The following is a 15,756-nucleotide window of genomic DNA, read 5'->3' as shown; positions in this document are numbered from 1 at the left end:
CCTCAGCGCCGCATGGTCGCCTGCAGCGACACCGACGGCGCCTCGTTGCCCCAGGCGCCGCGCACGTAGGTCAGCACCGCGGCGATGTCGCCGTCGTCGAGCACCTGGCCGAAGGGTGGCATGCCGTGGGGGCGCGGATTGCCGGCGGTGGCAGGCAGGTAGCCGCCGTGGCGCACGATCTGGATCAGGTTGGCGGGATTGGCCATGAGGACGGCGCGGTTGCCCGCCAGGGGCGGGTAGGCGCCGGCCGCGCCCTGGCCGGCGTCGCCGTGGCAGTAGGCGCAGCGCTGGTCGTAGAGGCGCGCGCCGCGCTCCATCGTGCCGGCGTCGCGGCGCTCGGGCGCCGGGCGGGGCGTCGCGGGGGCGTCGGCGGCCACGGCGCCGTCGGTCGGCAGGTGCTGCAGGTAGGCCGCCATCGCGCCCAGGTCGGTCTCGCTCAGGTGCTGGGTGCTGCCGTACACCACGTCGGCCATCGGCCCCATGACCGAGCCGCGCGGCGAGGTGCCGGTGCGCAGCAGCTGCACGACCTCGCGCGCGTCCCAGTCGGCCACGCCGGCCTCGCGCGTGGATGCCAGCGAGGGCGCGTACCAGTTCTCGATCGGGATCAGTCCGCCCGAGAGCCCGCGTGAGGCCTCGGTCGCGCCCAGCGCGTTGCGCGCGCCGTGGCAGGCGATGCAGTGGCCCAGGCCGTCGACCAGGTAGGCGCCCCGGTTCCACTCGGCCGATCGCGCCGGGTCGGCGACGAAGGTGGCGGGCTCGAAGGACAGCGCCCGCCACGCCGCCAGCGCGAGCTGCGTGTCGTAGGGGAAGCGCAGCCGGTGCGGCGCGTTGGGCACGGCGGCGGCGGGCACGGTGCGCAGGTAGGCGTAGAGGGCGTCGGAGTCCTCGCGCGTTACGCGCGTGAAGCTCGGGTATGGGAAGGCCGGATAGAGCAGGCGGCCGTCCTTGGAGCGGCCGTGGTGCATCGCGCGCCAGAAGTGCGCCGCGCTCCAGCCGCCGATGCCGTGCGTGGCGTCGGGCGTCAGGTTGCTGGCGTGGACGGTGCCGAAGGGCGTCTCGATGCCCAGGCCGCCCGCGTAGGGCGCGCCGCCGCGCTGCGTGTGGCAGCCTGCGCAGTGGCCCGCGAGCGCGAGGTAGCGGCCGCGCTCGACCTGCGCCGGCGTGGCCTCGAAGGCGGCGGCCGGCGCGTCGACGGGCGCCTCGCCGCGCAGGTTCAGCCACGCCAACACGCCCAGGCCGAGGCCGGCCAGCACGACGGTTCCGAGCACGACGACGGCGAGGCGGCGCGCCAGGGACGGGGACTTCGGCGCGGTCTTCACGGCGTCCTCCCGGCGACGTCGGCGCCCGGCATCGCGCCGCAGGGCATGGGCAGCGGATGGGGCAGGGCGGCGATGGCCTTGGCGTCTGCGGGCACCGGCTGGATCGCCAGCCAGCCCGCGACCGCGTTGATGTCGGCCGTGCTCAGCCGGCGGCCGACCTCGCGCATGCAGTCGTTCGGCAGGGCGTGGCGGCTGTCGGTGAGCCAGGCGCCGAGCTGCGACGAGAGGTAGAGGCGCGGCAGGCCGACCAGGGCCGGGATGCCCGGCTGCACGCCGGTCAGCGCCGCGCCATGGCACTGCACGCAGGCGGGGATGCCGCGCGGCGCGTCGCCCTCGAGCGCCAGCACGCGGCCGCGCGCCAGGGTCGCGGCCGAGGCGTCGCTCGTGGTCGGCACGGCCGGGTAGGGCAGGTCGAGTCCGGCGAAGTACGCGGCCATCTCGCGCAGGTAGTCGTCGGACAGGTGCCGCACCAGGTGCGTCATGTCGGAATTGAAGCGACGCCCGTCGCGGAAGCTCGCGAGCTGGTTGAACAGGTAGCCCGCCGGCTTGCCGGCCAGGCGAGGGTAGTAGGCGGCGTTGCCGGTCGCGCCCTCGCGGCCGTGGCAGGCGATGCAGGCGGCCACGCGCTGGGCGATGGTGTCGGGCACGGTGTGGGGTGCGGCGGCGGGCACGGCGCGGGTCGCGGGCGGCACGGCGGTCCCGGCCGTCGCGCTGCCGGTCGCGGCTGCGGACGGCGGGTCCTGCGCGAGGGCCGTCGCCGTGCCCGCCATCGCCGTCGCGAAGGCCGCCGTGGCCGCCAGGATGCGCGAGCGTCGGGCGACGGTGGTGCGCCAGCGTGGCGCGTGTGCGGTGCGTGGTGACGAAGGCATGCGGATCGCGTCGTGGATGGGAATCTGCAGGGCGCGCCCTGCGCCGGGATCGGCCGATCGGCTGCGGCGCGTGCTTCTCGGATGCGGCGCCGGCCGAGCGACCCGTGTCATTCTCCTGCGCGGACACGGATGCGGCGGCGGACTTTTTGTCCCAGCCCGTGGCGGCGGGCGGCGGACGCATCGCGACCGCCGCCAACAAAATTTCATCGCCGCCGGTCGAAGAGGCGCTTTTTGCCCCCTATAATCGAAATCGCTTCGAAATGCGGGATTAGCTCAGTTGGTAGAGCGATACCTTGCCAAGGTATAGGTCGAGAGTTCGAGTCTCTTATCCCGCTCCACATTTCAGCAGCGTCGTTCAGAAGGGCCCTCGGGGCCCTTTTTTCGTTTCTGCCTCCACCGCAGTGCGACAGCGTCACGGTGCGGGCTCCTTTCCGGGAAAGCGCGACTTCCATGAAGATGAACTCACTGGACGGCCTGATCGAGGCCCTGGCGTCGGCTCACAGCGCCGGCACCGTCGTCGACGGTGCGGCGTGGGGCGATGCCCTGTCGGACGCCGAGCAGGCCTACTGGGTGCAGGACGGCGTCGGCCGCGCGCTCGGCGTCTTCGGCTCCGGGGTGCCGCAGCACTGGAAATCCGGCGGCCCCTCGCGCACCGCCACGCTCACGCACGCGCCCCTGCCGCCCGCGGGCGTGCGCGCCGGTCCGGCCCGCTTCGCCGACATGAGTTTCCACATTCCCGGCTTCGAGGCCGAGATCGCCCTGCGACTGGGCCGCGACGTGACGCCCGACATGGCGGCCGCCCTGACCGACGACGGCGTCGACGCGCTGATCGACGCCATGGCCGTCTCGGTGGAGATCGTCGACTCGCGCTGGGACGACACCGGGCGCACCTTCCCGTTGCTGAAGCTGGCCGACTTCCAGTCGCACGGCGCACTGGCGCTCGGCGACTGGGTCCCCTACGAAGCCCGCGACTGGTCGGCCCAGACCTGCCGCGTCCACATCGAGGGCGGCGAGCCGGTCGTGTTCACCGGCACCCATTCGCTGGGCGCGCCGCAGTGGCTGCTGCCGGCCTGGCTGCGCCACGTCACGCGCGGCGGCAAGACCGTCGCGGCCGGCACGGTCGTCACCACCGGCACCTGGTGCGGTCTGATCCCGCTGCGGCCCGATGCCGCGGCCTCGGTGAGCTTCGACGGCATCGGCGCGCTCGACCTGCGGCTCGCGGGCGGCTGACGCCGGCGGCCGGGAGCGAGTCTCCCGGTCCGCTTCCGGTCAGGCGGCGGGGCTAGAGTCGCCCGCATGCACCTGCCCTTCATCCAGGCCGCCGGACTGCGCCGGCTCGCCTATGGCGCCGTCGCCGGGATCGCGGTCGGCCTCGTTCCCTGGCCGCTGGGCGGCATCGCGCGCGGCCTGCTGGGCTGGAGCGTCGGCGCCGGCGTGTACCTGGCGCTGGCCTTCTGGCTGTGTCGCACCTTCGATGCCGAGCGCACGCGCGCGCGCGCCCAGTCACTCGATCCGCCCAACGCGATGATCCTCGCCATCATGGCCACGGCCGTCGGCGCCTGCATCGCCGCCATCACGATGCTGCTGCAGCAGGTCAAGGACATGACCGGGCTCGAGCGCGCCGGCCACATCGCGCTGGCGCTCGCGGCGCTGGCGACCTCGTGGCTCTTGATCCACACCGTCTACGCCTTCCACTACGCGCACCGCTACTACCAGCAGGAACTGCGCGACCGGCGCCTGAGGAAGACCGACGTCGAGCCCAGCCTCGACTTTCCCGGCAAGCCCGACCCGGACTACTTCGACTTCGTCTACTTCTCCTTCGTCATCGGCATGACCTCGCAGGTCTCCGACGTGCAGGTGACCACCTCGCGGCTGCGTCGCGTGACGCTGGTGCACAGCGTGCTGGCCTTCGCCTTCAACATGCTGGTCCTGGCACTGTCGGTCAATGTCGTGGCCAGCGCAATTTGATGACAGGGTCACGTCATTTGCGTTAAATTAATAAACAAGTATTACAAAAAAGACTCAGATGACGCACAAGACAGTCACGGTGATCGTGCCCACGCACCTGCCCGAGCCCGACGCCATGGGCAAGGTCTCGCTGGCGCAGACGCTCTCGGTTCTGCATCGCCACGTCATCACCTTCGTGGTGCCCGTCGGGCTCGACGTCCGCTGGTACGAGGACTTCTGCCGCGGCAAGGCGGAGGTCCGTTTCGAGCGCTTCGAATGGCACGGCTTCTTCGAATACAGCCGGCTGATGCTGAACCCGGCGTTCTACCGGCGCTTCCTGGACTACGACTACGTGCTCATCTGCCACCTCGACGCCTTCGTCTTCAAGGACGAACTGCTCGAGTGGTGCGAGCGCGGCTACGACTACATCGGCTCGGTGATCTACCGTCTGGGCTGGAAGGACGGCGTGCCGCTGTCGCGGCGCAAGGCGATGGTCAATGCCGGCCTGCGCAGACTGCTGCGGACGCGGCGCACCGAATACCTCGCCAACGGCGGCTTCGCGCTCAAGAAGGTCAGGACCTTCTTCCGGCTGACGAAGCGCTTCAAGCCCTGGCTCGACCTCTACGCCACCGTGGCCCGGCTGCGCGGACGCGGCATCTGGGAGGACATGCTGGTCAACCGGCACTTCCCGCGCCTGTCGCGGCGCTTCTCGCTGCCGCCCCGGGCCGTGGCCGAACGCTTCGGCGCCGAGTTCGTGGACTTCGACCCCGTGGACCTGCCGTTCTCCGCCCGGTCGCCCGACACCCTGCCGTTCGGCGTCCACGGCTGGCCGCAGTTCCAGCCCGACTACTGGCGGCCGGTCATCCGGGGCTACGGCCACGCCGTGTGAGGCGCGGGCGCACCAGCCCGGTCGACAGCGCCACGCCGCAGACGATGACGGCGGCGCACAGCAACATCCAGCCCGTGACGTGCTCGTCCAGGAACGCGACGCCGTAGACCACCGCGAAGACCGGCACCAGGAAGGTCACGGTCAGCGCCCGGGTGGGACCGGCGGTGTCGATCAGGCGGAAGAACAGCACGTAGGCGAAACCGGTGCAGGCGATGCCCAGCACGGCGACGGCCAGCCAGGCCCGCGGGCTCGGCAGCCGCGCGGGCCATGTCAGCAGCGCGGGCAGCGCCAGGAACAAGGTCGCGCCGATCTGGCTGCCCGCCGCGCTCGCCAGGGGCGGCAGGCCGGCCAGGTGACGCCGCGCCGCGCTGGCCGAGATGCCATAGCAGACGCAGGCGCCCAGGCAGGCGCCGATGGCCAGCGAGGGCACGAGCAGGCTGCCGTCGGCGCCCGCGTGGAAGCCGACGCTGCGGCTCGCGAGCATCGCCACGCCGAGGAAGCCGATCACCAGCCCGGCGATGCGCGCGCCGGCGGGCCGCTCGCCGAACCAGGCCCAGGCGACCAGCGCGCCGAACATCGGCACCGTCGCGTTCAACACCGACGCGGCGCCGCTGGTGAGCGTGAGCAGGGCGAAGCAGAACAGCGCGAAGGGCAGGCCCGAATTGAGCACGCCGATGCCCAGCATGGGCTTCCAGTGCCGGCGCAGGGCCGGTCCCTGACCGCGCAGCAGCATCAGCGGCACCAGGAACAGCATGGCGACGCCCACGCGCATCGTGGCGGCCGGCACGGCGCCGAATTCGGGTGCCGCGATGCGCATGAACAGGAACGACGCGCCCCACAGCGCGCCGAGCAGCACCAGGTCGACGAGCCAGCGCCGCGACGGCGTCGGGGACGACGTGGGTGCCGATGCGGACGAGGGCTGCGAAGGCACGGCCGGCACGACGGCGGCATCGGCCCCGGCAGCGAACGGGGTTCGGCTCACAGCGCGCCTTCCAATGTCAGCAGCGCGGTCTTGCGCGCGAGGCCGCCGGCATAGCCGGTGAGCGCGCCGTTCGCGCCGATCACGCGGTGGCACGGCACGATCACGCTGATCGGATTGCGCCCGACCGCCGCGCCGACCGCGCGCACCGCCGCCGGTCTGCCCACGCGTGCGCCGAGGGTGCCGTAGCTGGCGGTCGCGCCGCGCGGGATGTCGCGCAGGGCGTTCCACACCCCCTGCTGGAAGGCGGTGCCGTGCGAAAGGTCCAGCGGCAGGTCGAAGGCGGCGCGCCGGCCGGCGAGGTAGTCGCCGAGCTGCGCCGCCGCCTCGCGCAGCACGGGATGGTCGGCATCGGGATGCCAATCGGTGGTGTCGGGCGCGTGGCGCTGGGCGTCGAACCAGAGGCCGCACAGGCCGAGGTCGGTGGCCGCGAGCGTCACGCCGCCCAGCGGGGTGTCGACATGGGTGGCGTGGATCGCCGGGGTCCTGAATCTCATGATGGCTTCCTTCTCGTTGTCCGGGTCGTCTTCGCCGGAGTCGCCCGCTTCGGTGCCGGGGCGTCGGCCGGGGCGGCCGTCACGGCGGCCGGATCGGGCACCGGCTCGAGCGGCGCCCTGGCGGCCACGGCCGGCGCCAGGGTCTGCCAGGCGCGCAGCACCGCATAGCTGCGCCAGGGCCGCCAGGCGAGCGAGGCGTCGGCGGCGGCGCGCGCCGAGGCGACGCCCATCGCCTTCTGCAAGGCCACGTCGCCGGACGGAAAGGCATCCGGCCAGCGCAATGCGCGCATGGCGATGCATTGCGCGGTCCAGTCGCCGACGCCCGGCAGGGCGTGCAGGGCGGCCAGGGTGGCGACCACGTCGGCGCCGGGATGCAGGGGCAGCCGGCCGGCGATGGTCTCGCGCGCCAGGGCCTGCAGGGCGCCCTGGCGCTGGCGCACGATGCCCAGGTGGCCGAGCGCTTCGCTGCTGGCGGCCAGCAGGGCCTCGGGGGTCGGGAACAATCGGTCGATGCCGTCGAAGGGCGTCGCGATCGGCTCGCCGAAGGCCGTCACCAGCCGGCCGCCGATGGTGCGCGCCGCCGCCACCGAGATCTGCTGGCCGAGCACGATGCGCACCGCCATCTCGAAGCCGTCGAGCGTGCCCGGCACGCGCAGGCCGTCGCCCTGCGGGAAGGGGCCGCTGAGCACGGCGTTGATCGCCATCGGCTCGGCATCCAGGTCGAGCAGGGCGCGCACCCGGCTGATGACCACCGGCAGCACGATGGCCAGCGAGTCGCTGACCGACAGGCGCACCTGCTCGCGTTCGGCATCGAAATGCAGGCGCAGCCAGCCGGTGTGCGCCCGGCCGGCCTGCACGATGCGCAGGGTGCGGGCGAAGGGCGTCGAGGCGTCCGCGCCGCCGGTTTCCATGCCCTTGAGCGCGTGCCGGGCGTGGAATTCGAACATCGCGTCCATGTCGAAGGGCGGGCGGTAGCCCAGGCGGACCTCGATGGCGCCGGCTTCGGTGCCACCGCTGTCGCCGTCGCCGTCATCGCCACCGCTGTCGCCGTCGCCGTCATCGCCGCCGCTGCCGCCGCTCGCCGAAGGGCGGCCGGCGCGGCGCATGGCGCTCGGGTTGAGCCCGTAATGGGCGACGAAGGCGGCATTGAAGCGCCGCACGCTCGCGAAGCCGCTGGCGTGCGCCACCTGCGCCATGGGCAGGGCCGTGTCGGCGATGAGCTGCTTGGCGGCGAGCAGGCGGCGCGTTTGCAGGTATTGCAGCGGCGAGACGCCGAAACGGGCTTCGAAAATGCGACGCAGGTGGCGGTCGCTCACGCCCAGCCGCGTCGCGACATCGGCGGCACCGGGGCCGTCGACATGCCAGGCATCGGGTTCGTCGATCAGGCGGGCGGCTTGCAATGCCAGGATGGCGGAGGCGTCCTCGGTCGACCAGCTCGCCGCGCGGGGCGCGAGTTCGGGCCGGCAGCGCAGGCAGGGGCGAAAGCCGGCGGCTTCGGCTTGCGCCGCGTGGCGATAGAAGCGGCAGTTCTCCCGCAATGGCACGCGCACGCGGCAGACCGGCCGGCAATAGATGCCGGTGGAGGTGACGGCGGTGAAGAAGGAGCCGTCGAAGCGCGCATCGTGGGCCTGCATGGCGCGGTAGCAGGCGTCGCCGCCCAGGCCGTCGGGCAGGTCGGCGGGCGAGGCGGTGGAAGGAAGCGGTGTCATGCGGGCCATCTTACGGGCGACCTCGACCGGCATTGGCCGTTTCCGGACATGCGACTGCCGGAAGCACATGCCTACAATGTGAACTCGTTTTTTCCGCGAACTTTTGGGGCATACCTCCATGCAAATCAGCGCATCGATCTTCAAGGCCTACGACATCCGGGGTGTCGTCCCCACCACCCTCGACGCGGAGATCGCGGAAGCGCTCGGTCGTGCTTTCGGCAGCGCGGCGCGCGCGGCGGGCGAGAAGAGCGTGGCGGTCGGCCGCGATGGCCGCCTCTCCGGTCCGGCCTTGTCGGAGGCCTTAATCCGCGGTTTGGTGGCCACGGGTGTCGAGGTCATCGATGTCGGCGCGGTCACCACGCCGATGCTGTATTTCGCGGCGCACACGCTCGCCACCAGCGGCATCCAGGTCACGGGCAGCCACAATCCGAAGGACTACAACGGCTTCAAGATGGTGCTGGCGGGTCGCGCCATCTATGGCGACGAGATCCAGTCGCTGCGTCGCGTCATGGAAGCCGGCAGTGCCGACCTCGCCGAAGGCGGCAGCGTGCGCAAGGTCGATGTGCTGGAGGCCTACACGAAGCGCATCGTCGGCGACATCAAGCTGGCGCGTCCGATGAAGATCGTGGTCGATTCGGGCAATGGCATCGCCGGTGCATCGGCACCGGCCATCCTGCGCGCCATCGGCTGCGAGGTCACCGAGCTCTTCAGCGAGGTCGATGGCGACTTTCCCAACCACCATCCCGATCCGAGCAAGCCCGAGAACTTGGTCGACCTGATCGCCGCTCTGAAGTCCGGTGGCGCCGAACTCGGCCTGGCCTTTGATGGCGATGGCGATCGCCTGGGCATCGTCACGCGCGAAGGCAACAACATCTATCCCGATCGCCAGATGATGCTGTTCGCGCAGGACGTGCTCTCGCGCGTGCCGGGCGGCACCATCGTTTACGACGTCAAATGCTCGCAGCGCCTGGGCCCGGCGATCGAGGCCGCCGGCGGCGTGCCGATGATCTTCAAGACCGGCCACTCGCTCATCAAGGCCAAGATGAAGGAGATCGATTCGCCCCTGGGCGGCGAGATGAGCGGCCACATCTTCTTCAAGGAGCGCTGGTTCGGCTTCGACGACGGCACCTATGCCGGCTGCCGCCTGCTGGAGATCCTGAGCAAGAGTCCGGATGCGAGCGCCGTGCTCGACGGTCTGCCCACCAGCTTCTCGACGCCCGAGCTCAACGTGAAGTGCGCCGAGGGCGAGCCGCACACGGTGGTCGAGCAACTCGTGAAGACGGCCGACTTCGCCGCGCCGGCCAAGCTCTCCACCATCGACGGCGTGCGCGTCGACTGGCCCGATGGCTTCGGCCTGATCCGCGCGTCCAACACCACCCCGGTGCTGGTGCTGCGCTTCGAGGGCCAGACGCAGGAAGCGCTCGATCGGATCGAGCACGAGATGCTGGCGTTCCTGAAGACCGCCAAGCCCGACGCCACCATCGGCGCCGCGGCGCACTGAGCCTTCCCATCCTCTCCGAGCCCCAGCGACCGAAATCCTCCCGCGTGCCCTCGATGCTGCTGCGCCTGTACGGCGCCTTCACCCGTCTCGTTCAACCCCTGGTCCGGCGCAAGCTGCGCCGCCGCGCCGTGGCGGAACCCGGTTACGCGGTCGCGGTCGAGGAACGCTTCGGTCACTACGATCCCCTGCCGGCCGATGCCGAGCCGGTCGCCACCGGCGGCTGCTGGGTGCATGCCGTGTCGCTGGGCGAGACGCGCGCCGCCGCGATCCTGATCGCCGAATTGCGGCGCCAGCATCCGGACATCCCGATCCTGCTCACGCATGGCACGGCGACCGGGCGCGAGGAGGGCGCCAAGCTGCTGCGGCCCGGCGACATCCAGGTCTGGCAGCCGTGGGACGAGCCCGGCGCGGTCGGTCGCTTCCTCGACCGCTTCGCGCCGCGCATCGGCGTGCTGATGGAGACCGAGGTGTGGCCGGTGATGGTCGATGCCTGCCAGGCGCGCGGCATCCCGCTGGTGCTGGCCAATGCGCGATTGAGCGAGAAGTCGCTGGCCGCGGCCGAGCGTCTGCGCTGGCTGTCGCGCCCGGCCTATTCGGCCCTGACGGCGGTCTGGGCCCAGACCGAGGCCGACTCGCACCGGCTGGTGTCGCTCGGCGCCAAGGTCGAGGGCATCTACGGCAACCTCAAGTTCGACGCCACGCCCGATGCGCGGCAGCTCGCCACGGCCAAGGCGCTGCGCGGCACGCTGCCCAAGCCGCTGGTCGTGCTGGCGAGTTCGCGCGATGGCGAGGAGCGCCTGCTGCTCGACGTGCTCAAGCGCTTCGGAGCGACCGAGGCAGCGCCGCCGCCGACGCAGGCGGGTGTCGACTCGATCGCACGGCAGGTCGCCGCCGTGCAATGGATGATCGTGCCGCGCCATCCGCAGCGCTTCGACGAGGTCGCCGAACTGATCGAGTCGAATGGCTTCGCGGTCGCGCGCCGCAGCGTCGCCGGGGCGCCGGCGGCGCACGAGATCTGGCTGGGCGATTCGCTCGGCGAGATGGCGCTCTACTACGGCTTGGCCGATGCGGCATTGCTCGGCGGCAGCTTCGAGGACTTCGGCGGCCAGAACCTGATCGAGGCGGCGGCCTGCCGCTGCCCGCTGGTCCTGGGTCCCTCGACCTTCAACTTCGCCGAGGCGGCCGAGCTGTCGCTGGCCGCCGGCGCCTCGCTGCGCGTCGAGACGATGGAGCAGGCCGTCAAGGCCGCGCTGGCGCTGGTCGGCGATCCGGCCCGGCGCGAGACCATGGCCGAGGCGGCGCAGGGTTTCGCCGCCGCCAACCGCGGTGCCGCGCAACGCACGGCGACGTCGGTGCTCGCCGTGGTGGAGGCGACCGCCATGCAGCACGACGACCGGCCATCGGGCGGGGCGGCCGAGCCGGTGCTCGAACCGGTAGCGTCGAACGGGACGGCATCGAATGGATCGGGTGCAGCGGCGGCGTCGAACCCGTCGGCCGCGCCGGTCGCACCGGCCGTGCCCACCGCGCCGGGACGAGCGACCGCGAGTTCCGGCGGCGAACGCCCGGAACCCTGGCTCGACTGATTCAGCGCGAGGTCGGCGGCGCCGCTGCCGGCACGGCCGAACCGGTCGCCGGCGCCGGCACCGAAGGGTCGGCGGGACGGCCGCCGTCGCGCGCCAGCGTAGCGTCGATCGGCAGCAGGTCGGGCGCCGACAGGGTGCCGTTGGCCTGCCGCAGGCGCAGGTGGCCCAGCAGCACGTTGTAGCGCGCCAGGGCCAGGTCGCGCCGGGTCTGGAACAGCTGGCTCTGCGAGTTCAGCACGTCGATGTTGATGCGCACGCCGACCTGATAGCCAAGCTGGTTGGCTTCCAGGGCGCTCTGGCTCGATGCCTCGGCGGCTTCCAGCGCGCGCACCTGACCGGCCCCCGAGATCAATCCCAGGTAGGCCGTCCGCGTCGCCTGCGCCACGCCGCGGCGCGTGGCTTCGAGCGTGGCGCGCGACTGGTCCTCCAGCGACAGCGTCTCGCGGATGCGGTTCTGCGTCGCGAAGCCGGCGAACAGCGGCATGTTGAGCACCACGCCGACGTTGGGACCGCGGGCGACCGTGCCGACCGTGGTGAGCACGGTGCCGTTCGGATTGCGCGACACGTTGTAGCCCAGGCTGGCGTCGATGGTGGGCTTGTGGCCGGCCTCGGCCTTCTGCACCTCGAGCGCGGCGACGTCGACGCCCAGCCGGGCCTGCTCGATGGCCGGATGCGCCTCCTGCGCCCGGGTCACCCAGGCCTCCATGTCGGCCGGCAGGGGTGTGGGCAGCACGATCGGCAGGGCCAGCGGCAAGGGCGCGCTGCCGCGCTGGCCGACCAGGGTGTCGAGCGCCAGACGCTTGACCTGCAGGTCGTTGCCGGCGGCGATCTCCTGGGCCAGCACCAGGTCGTAGCGCGACTGGGCCTCGCGCGAATCGGTGATGGTCGCGGTGCCGACCTCGAAGTTGCGCTGCGCCGAGGCCAGCTGCTCGGCCACCGCCGCCTTCTGCGCGCGCACCAGCCCCAGGGTGTCCTGCGCGGCGAGGACGTCGAAGTAGGCTTGGCTCACGCGAACGATCAGGTCCTGCTCGGCGGTCGTCAGCACGGTGCGCGCGATCTCGGCCTGGCGCAGTCCCTGCTCGTAGGTGGCCCAGGCGGCGGGCCGGTAGAGCGGCTGGCTGGCGTTGATGCCGGCGTTCTGCGCCGTGTAGGCGCGCGTCGCCGAGCCGCGCGGGGCGCCGGAGAGGACCTCGATGTCGTAGTCGGTGCGCGTGACGCCCGCCTGCACGCCGACCTGCGGCAGGATGCCGGCCTTCGCCTGCGCCGCGCGGGCGATGCTGGCGTCGTATTGCGCCAGGGCGCCCTGGTAGGTGGCGTCGTAGCCGCGTGCCGCCTCGTACAGCGTGACCAGGCTCTGGCCGCATGCCGGCGCGGTGAATGCCGCCGCCAGCAGAAGGGGCGGGCCGGCCGCGAGAAGACGTCGAAGCGGCGCGATCATGGCTCAGTACCGCGGCACGGCGGCGTCGCGCGTGGCCGACCAGGCATCGATGCCACCGGCGACGTTGGCCACCTCGGCGAAGCCCTGCTGCGCCAGGAAGGCCGCCACCCGCTGGCTGCGCGCGCCGTGATGGCACAGGCAGGCCACGGGGCGCGCCGGGTCGAGCTCGGCCAGGCGCGCGGGAATCTCGTTCATCGGGATGGCGACCAGCTCGACGCCATCGGGCGCGGTCACGGCGGCGGTCTGCAGTTCCCACGGCTCCCGCACGTCGAGCAGCAAAGGCTTCGCGGACGTGCCGGCGCTCCAGGTTTCCAATTCGGCGGGGCGGACTTGTTCGATCATGCGGACGACCTTTCGCGGCGGACCTCCGCGCACGCTGGCGTCGGCGGTCCGCCCGGCACAGCGCGGCGGCTGCGGAAGTGGACGGACGAGGCGGCGGACGACGTGGGCGGGAAGCCGTCGTCCCCCGGTCTCAGAAGCTGAAGCGCGAGGGTTCCGGGAAGTTCAGCAGCCGGGGCGCGACGGTGTCCCAGGGCTGCACCACGTCCCACTGGCTCTCGCTGGTGCGGGTGACGACGTGGGCGCGCATCATGGGTTCCTGGCCGACGATGGCTGCCAGGCGGCCGCCGATGGCGAGCGAGCCCAGCAGGTTCTGCGGCACGTGCGCGACCGATCCGCTCAGGACGATGACGTCGAAGGTGGGGCCGCTGGGCAGCGGCTTGGAGCCGTCGGCCTGCCGCACGTCGACGTTGGCGACGCCGTTGCGGCGCAGGGTCGCGGTCGCGCGCTCGGCGAGCGTCGGGTCGATCTCCAGCGTCAGCACGCGCGCGGCCTGATGGGCCAGCAGCGCGGCCATGAAGCCCGAGCCGGTGCCGATCTCGAGCACGGTCTCGTGCTTCTGCACGTGCAGGTCGTTGAGCAGGCGTGCTTCCACCTTGGGCGCCAGCATGGTCTGGCCGGGCACCGAGCCGTCGCCGAGCGGCAGCTCCATGTCGAAGAAGGCGAGCGCGCGGTGCGCGGCGGGGACGTAGTCCTCGCGCCGGATGCTGCTGAGCAGTTCGAGGACCTGCGCGTCGTGCACGTCCCAGGGGCGGATCTGCTGCTCGATCATGTTGAAGCGCAGGCGCTCCGGCGTGGCGGGGGTGTTCATGGCGTGTCTTTTCTGGCTTCGGGAGCCCGGAGGGAGGCGACGATTTTAGTTGGCGCGGCGAGCAGGCCGCCGACGAGAAGTTCGGTCTGCACCGAGACATAGCGCTGCGGATCGACGGCGACGCTGCTGTCGACGCAGCTGATGGAGGAATGCCGCATCATCGTCAGCATCAGCATGGTCGAGGTGACGGCGTAGCTGGCGTGGTCGACGTCGATCGGATGGAATTCGCCGCTGTCGATGCCGCGGCGCAGGATGCGCCGGATGAGCGCGTGGCCCGGCTCGACCACTTCGCGGCGATAGTAGGCCGCCAGTTCGGGGAAGTTGTTGCCCTCGTTCATCATCAGCTTGGCGATGCCGGAGACCGGGGTGGAACCCACCAGCTCCCACCAGACATCGATGCAGCGGCGCAACATGTCGGCCGTGCTGCCCTCGAAGCGCTCGAACTCGGCGTTCCACTGGTCGTAGTGGCCGGCGAGGGTCTCGGCGATGACGGCCTTGAGGAGATCGGTCTTGCTGGGGAAATAGAGGAAGAGCGTACCCTTGGAGACCCCCGCGCGCGCCGCCACTTCCTCGGAACGGGTGGCCGCGAATCCCTTCTCGACGAACAGCTGCAGGGCCGCCTGGACCAGTTCGCCGGGTCTCGCCTCCTTGCGCCGCTCGTGCTTGGCACGGACCGGGCAGATCGAAGGGCTGATGAGGCGGGGCATGCGGGAGAGTTAATGACTGGCGGGTTATTAATCCTAGTGAAGCACCCGTGCAGCGTCAAGACACGACAATGGAGCGCTTCGTCTTTCGCCACCGAGCCGAATCCACCATGTCCAGCATCCCTCCCTCTTCCGCTCCTTCCTCCGACAGCGCAGCCGGCGCGTCGTCGACCGAGACCATCGTGCTCGGCGGCGGCTGCTTCTGGTGCACCGAGGCCGTCTTCGATCGCGTCCAGGGCGTGGTCGACGTCGAATCGGGCTACAGCAACGGCCAGGTCGCGCGACCGACCTACGAGCAGGTCTGCACCGGCCGTACGGGCGCGGTCGAGGTGGTGAAGGTGGCGTTCGATCCGTCCGTGATCTCGCTGCGCGAGCTGCTGGAGATCTTCTTCGTCATCCACGATCCGACGACGCTCAACCGCCAGGGCAACGACGTCGGCACGCAGTACCGCAGCGGCATCTACACCACGCACGACGGCCAGCGCGAGGTGGCCCGGGACGTGATCCGCGAGATCGCGGCGAGCGGCACCTACCGCGCGCCGATCGTGACCGAGGTCGTGCCGCTCGCGGACTATTCCACCGCCGAGGCCTATCACCAGGACTACTTCCTGCAGCACCCGAACCAGGGCTACTGCGCCTTCGTGGTCGGCCCCAAGGTCGAGAAGTTCCAGAAGACCTTCGCCGCGCGCGTGAAGGGCTGAAGGCGCCGGGGACCGACGAGGTGGAAGCCACGGGTCGCATGCGCGTCCGTACGGGGCCCGGCGGGGTGGCGCTCGTCCTCGCGCTCGCAGTGGCGCTGTGGGTCGCCTCGACGCTCGGCTTCATGCACCGGGTGGTGCATGCGCCGGACGCGCGCCCGGCGGTCCTGAATCCGGGCGCCACGGCGTCCCGGGCGGATTCACTCGAGTCGCACGTCCACGCCGGGGTCGGCGTGGCGGCGCTCTTCGGCCATCACGGCAGCGAGGACGACTGCCGTCTCTACGACCAGCTCGCCGGCGGCTTCGCCGTGCCGTCGGTGCCCATCGTGACGCTGCCCATCGCCCTGCCGACGGCGCGCTTCCACTTCTTCCTGGGCGAAGCCATCGCCCGCTGGGTCGCGCTGTTCGATGCGCGCGGCCCGCCCGCGACTCGCTGAATTTCCTTGTTCTCCGGTTCCGAGCCGCATCTCCCC

The 15,756-nt window shown here is 71.5% G+C and carries 17 protein-coding genes and 1 tRNA gene; 9 read left to right on the top strand and 9 right to left on the bottom strand.

The window, feature by feature from the left end:
* Nucleotides 1–2: 2 nt before the first annotated feature.
* Complete coding sequence (locus tag ABID77_RS06470) at nucleotides 3–1,319, bottom strand: c-type cytochrome (protein ID WP_429592497.1); 1,317 nt, start codon at nucleotides 1,317–1,319, stop codon at nucleotides 3–5.
* Complete coding sequence (locus ABID77_RS06465) at nucleotides 1,316–2,188, bottom strand: c-type cytochrome (protein WP_429592494.1); 873 nt, start codon at nucleotides 2,186–2,188, stop codon at nucleotides 1,316–1,318. Before ABID77_RS06465 ends, ABID77_RS06470 begins: the two co-directional genes overlap by 4 nt.
* 104 nt (nucleotides 2,189–2,292) lie before the next feature.
* Here ABID77_RS06465 and ABID77_RS06460 point away from each other — a divergent pair, with 104 nt between their 5' ends.
* The 5 genes from ABID77_RS06460 to ABID77_RS06440 all read left to right on the top strand — a co-directional run bounded on the left by ABID77_RS06460 (nucleotide 2,293) and on the right by ABID77_RS06440 (nucleotide 5,024).
* Nucleotides 2,293–2,460, top strand: a complete 168-nt coding sequence (locus tag ABID77_RS06460; RefSeq protein ID WP_429592491.1) for a hypothetical protein — start codon at nucleotides 2,293–2,295, stop codon at nucleotides 2,458–2,460.
* A tRNA-Gly gene (locus ABID77_RS06455) sits at nucleotides 2,451–2,526 on the top strand. The genes ABID77_RS06460 and ABID77_RS06455 overlap by 10 nt, the downstream gene beginning before the upstream one ends.
* Before the next feature lie 112 nt (nucleotides 2,527–2,638).
* A complete protein-coding gene (locus ABID77_RS06450) occupies nucleotides 2,639–3,418 on the top strand; it encodes a fumarylacetoacetate hydrolase family protein (RefSeq protein WP_429592488.1) in 780 nt (259 codons plus the stop codon).
* 66 nt (nucleotides 3,419–3,484) lie between these two features.
* A complete protein-coding gene (locus ABID77_RS06445; protein WP_429592486.1) occupies nucleotides 3,485–4,156 on the top strand; it encodes a DUF1345 domain-containing protein in 672 nt (223 codons plus the stop codon).
* Between the two features lie 58 nt (nucleotides 4,157–4,214).
* A complete protein-coding gene (locus ABID77_RS06440) occupies nucleotides 4,215–5,024 on the top strand; it encodes a DUF5672 family protein (protein WP_429592484.1) in 810 nt (269 codons plus the stop codon).
* On the opposite strand, the gene ABID77_RS06435 is transcribed toward ABID77_RS06440, so the two are convergent.
* Genes ABID77_RS06435 through ABID77_RS06425 form a run of 3 tightly spaced genes read right to left on the bottom strand, consistent with a single transcriptional unit; the run spans nucleotide 4,996 to nucleotide 8,209 of the window.
* Nucleotides 4,996–5,955 (bottom strand): DMT family transporter, encoded by a 960-nt coding sequence (locus ABID77_RS06435; RefSeq protein WP_429593329.1) that lies wholly within the window; start codon nucleotides 5,953–5,955, stop codon nucleotides 4,996–4,998. The two genes, ABID77_RS06440 and ABID77_RS06435, sit on opposite strands and share 29 nt — an antisense overlap.
* A 47-nt stretch (nucleotides 5,956–6,002) precedes the next feature.
* Entirely contained in the window at nucleotides 6,003–6,500 is a 498-nt protein-coding gene (locus ABID77_RS06430; RefSeq protein WP_429592481.1) for a methylated-DNA--[protein]-cysteine S-methyltransferase, read from the bottom strand.
* The gene (locus ABID77_RS06425) at nucleotides 6,497–8,209 is read right to left on the bottom strand and encodes a DNA-3-methyladenine glycosylase 2 family protein (RefSeq protein WP_429592478.1); all 1,713 of its coding nucleotides are present in this window, start codon (nucleotides 8,207–8,209) and stop codon (nucleotides 6,497–6,499) included. The genes ABID77_RS06430 and ABID77_RS06425 overlap by 4 nt, the downstream gene beginning before the upstream one ends.
* A 118-nt stretch (nucleotides 8,210–8,327) precedes the next feature.
* Between ABID77_RS06425 and ABID77_RS06420 the strand changes: the two genes are divergently transcribed.
* The gene (locus ABID77_RS06420; protein ID WP_429592475.1) at nucleotides 8,328–9,710 is read left to right on the top strand and encodes a phosphomannomutase/phosphoglucomutase; all 1,383 of its coding nucleotides are present in this window, start codon (nucleotides 8,328–8,330) and stop codon (nucleotides 9,708–9,710) included.
* 53 nt (nucleotides 9,711–9,763) lie between these two features.
* Nucleotides 9,764–11,293: a 3-deoxy-D-manno-octulosonic acid transferase gene (locus ABID77_RS06415; protein WP_429593326.1), complete on the top strand. Its 1,530-nt coding sequence runs from the start codon at nucleotides 9,764–9,766 to the stop codon at nucleotides 11,291–11,293.
* 1 nt (nucleotide 11,294) lies between these two features.
* Here ABID77_RS06415 and ABID77_RS06410 read toward each other — a convergent pair whose 3' ends face one another.
* The 4 genes from ABID77_RS06410 to ABID77_RS06395 form a co-directional block, all read right to left on the bottom strand.
* Nucleotides 11,295–12,731, bottom strand: a complete 1,437-nt coding sequence (locus ABID77_RS06410) for a TolC family outer membrane protein (RefSeq protein ID WP_429592472.1) — start codon at nucleotides 12,729–12,731, stop codon at nucleotides 11,295–11,297.
* Nucleotides 12,732–12,734: 3 nt separating this feature from the next.
* The gene (locus ABID77_RS06405) at nucleotides 12,735–13,073 is read right to left on the bottom strand and encodes a rhodanese-like domain-containing protein (RefSeq protein WP_429592469.1); all 339 of its coding nucleotides are present in this window, start codon (nucleotides 13,071–13,073) and stop codon (nucleotides 12,735–12,737) included.
* Nucleotides 13,074–13,203: 130 nt separating this feature from the next.
* Complete coding sequence (locus ABID77_RS06400; protein ID WP_429592467.1) at nucleotides 13,204–13,881, bottom strand: protein-L-isoaspartate O-methyltransferase family protein; 678 nt, start codon at nucleotides 13,879–13,881, stop codon at nucleotides 13,204–13,206.
* Nucleotides 13,878–14,588: a TetR/AcrR family transcriptional regulator gene (locus tag ABID77_RS06395; RefSeq protein ID WP_429592463.1), complete on the bottom strand. Its 711-nt coding sequence runs from the start codon at nucleotides 14,586–14,588 to the stop codon at nucleotides 13,878–13,880. Before ABID77_RS06395 ends, ABID77_RS06400 begins: the two co-directional genes overlap by 4 nt.
* Before the next feature lie 107 nt (nucleotides 14,589–14,695).
* Between ABID77_RS06395 and msrA the strand changes: the two genes are divergently transcribed.
* Together msrA and ABID77_RS06385 are read left to right on the top strand one after the other, a co-directional pair.
* Nucleotides 14,696–15,286: a peptide-methionine (S)-S-oxide reductase MsrA gene (gene msrA, locus ABID77_RS06390; RefSeq protein ID WP_429592460.1), complete on the top strand. Its 591-nt coding sequence runs from the start codon at nucleotides 14,696–14,698 to the stop codon at nucleotides 15,284–15,286.
* A gap of 38 nt (nucleotides 15,287–15,324) precedes the next feature.
* Nucleotides 15,325–15,720 (top strand): hypothetical protein, encoded by a 396-nt coding sequence (locus ABID77_RS06385; RefSeq protein WP_429592458.1) that lies wholly within the window; start codon nucleotides 15,325–15,327, stop codon nucleotides 15,718–15,720.
* The last annotated feature ends 36 nt before the right edge of the window (nucleotides 15,721–15,756 follow it).

It is taken from the genome of Variovorax sp. PvP013 (assembly GCF_050435945.1).
Lineage (GTDB): Bacteria > Pseudomonadota > Gammaproteobacteria > Burkholderiales > Burkholderiaceae_C > Variovorax.
Note: the sequence above shows the minus strand (reverse complement) of the source record. Positions and strands in the feature narration are given on the sequence as shown.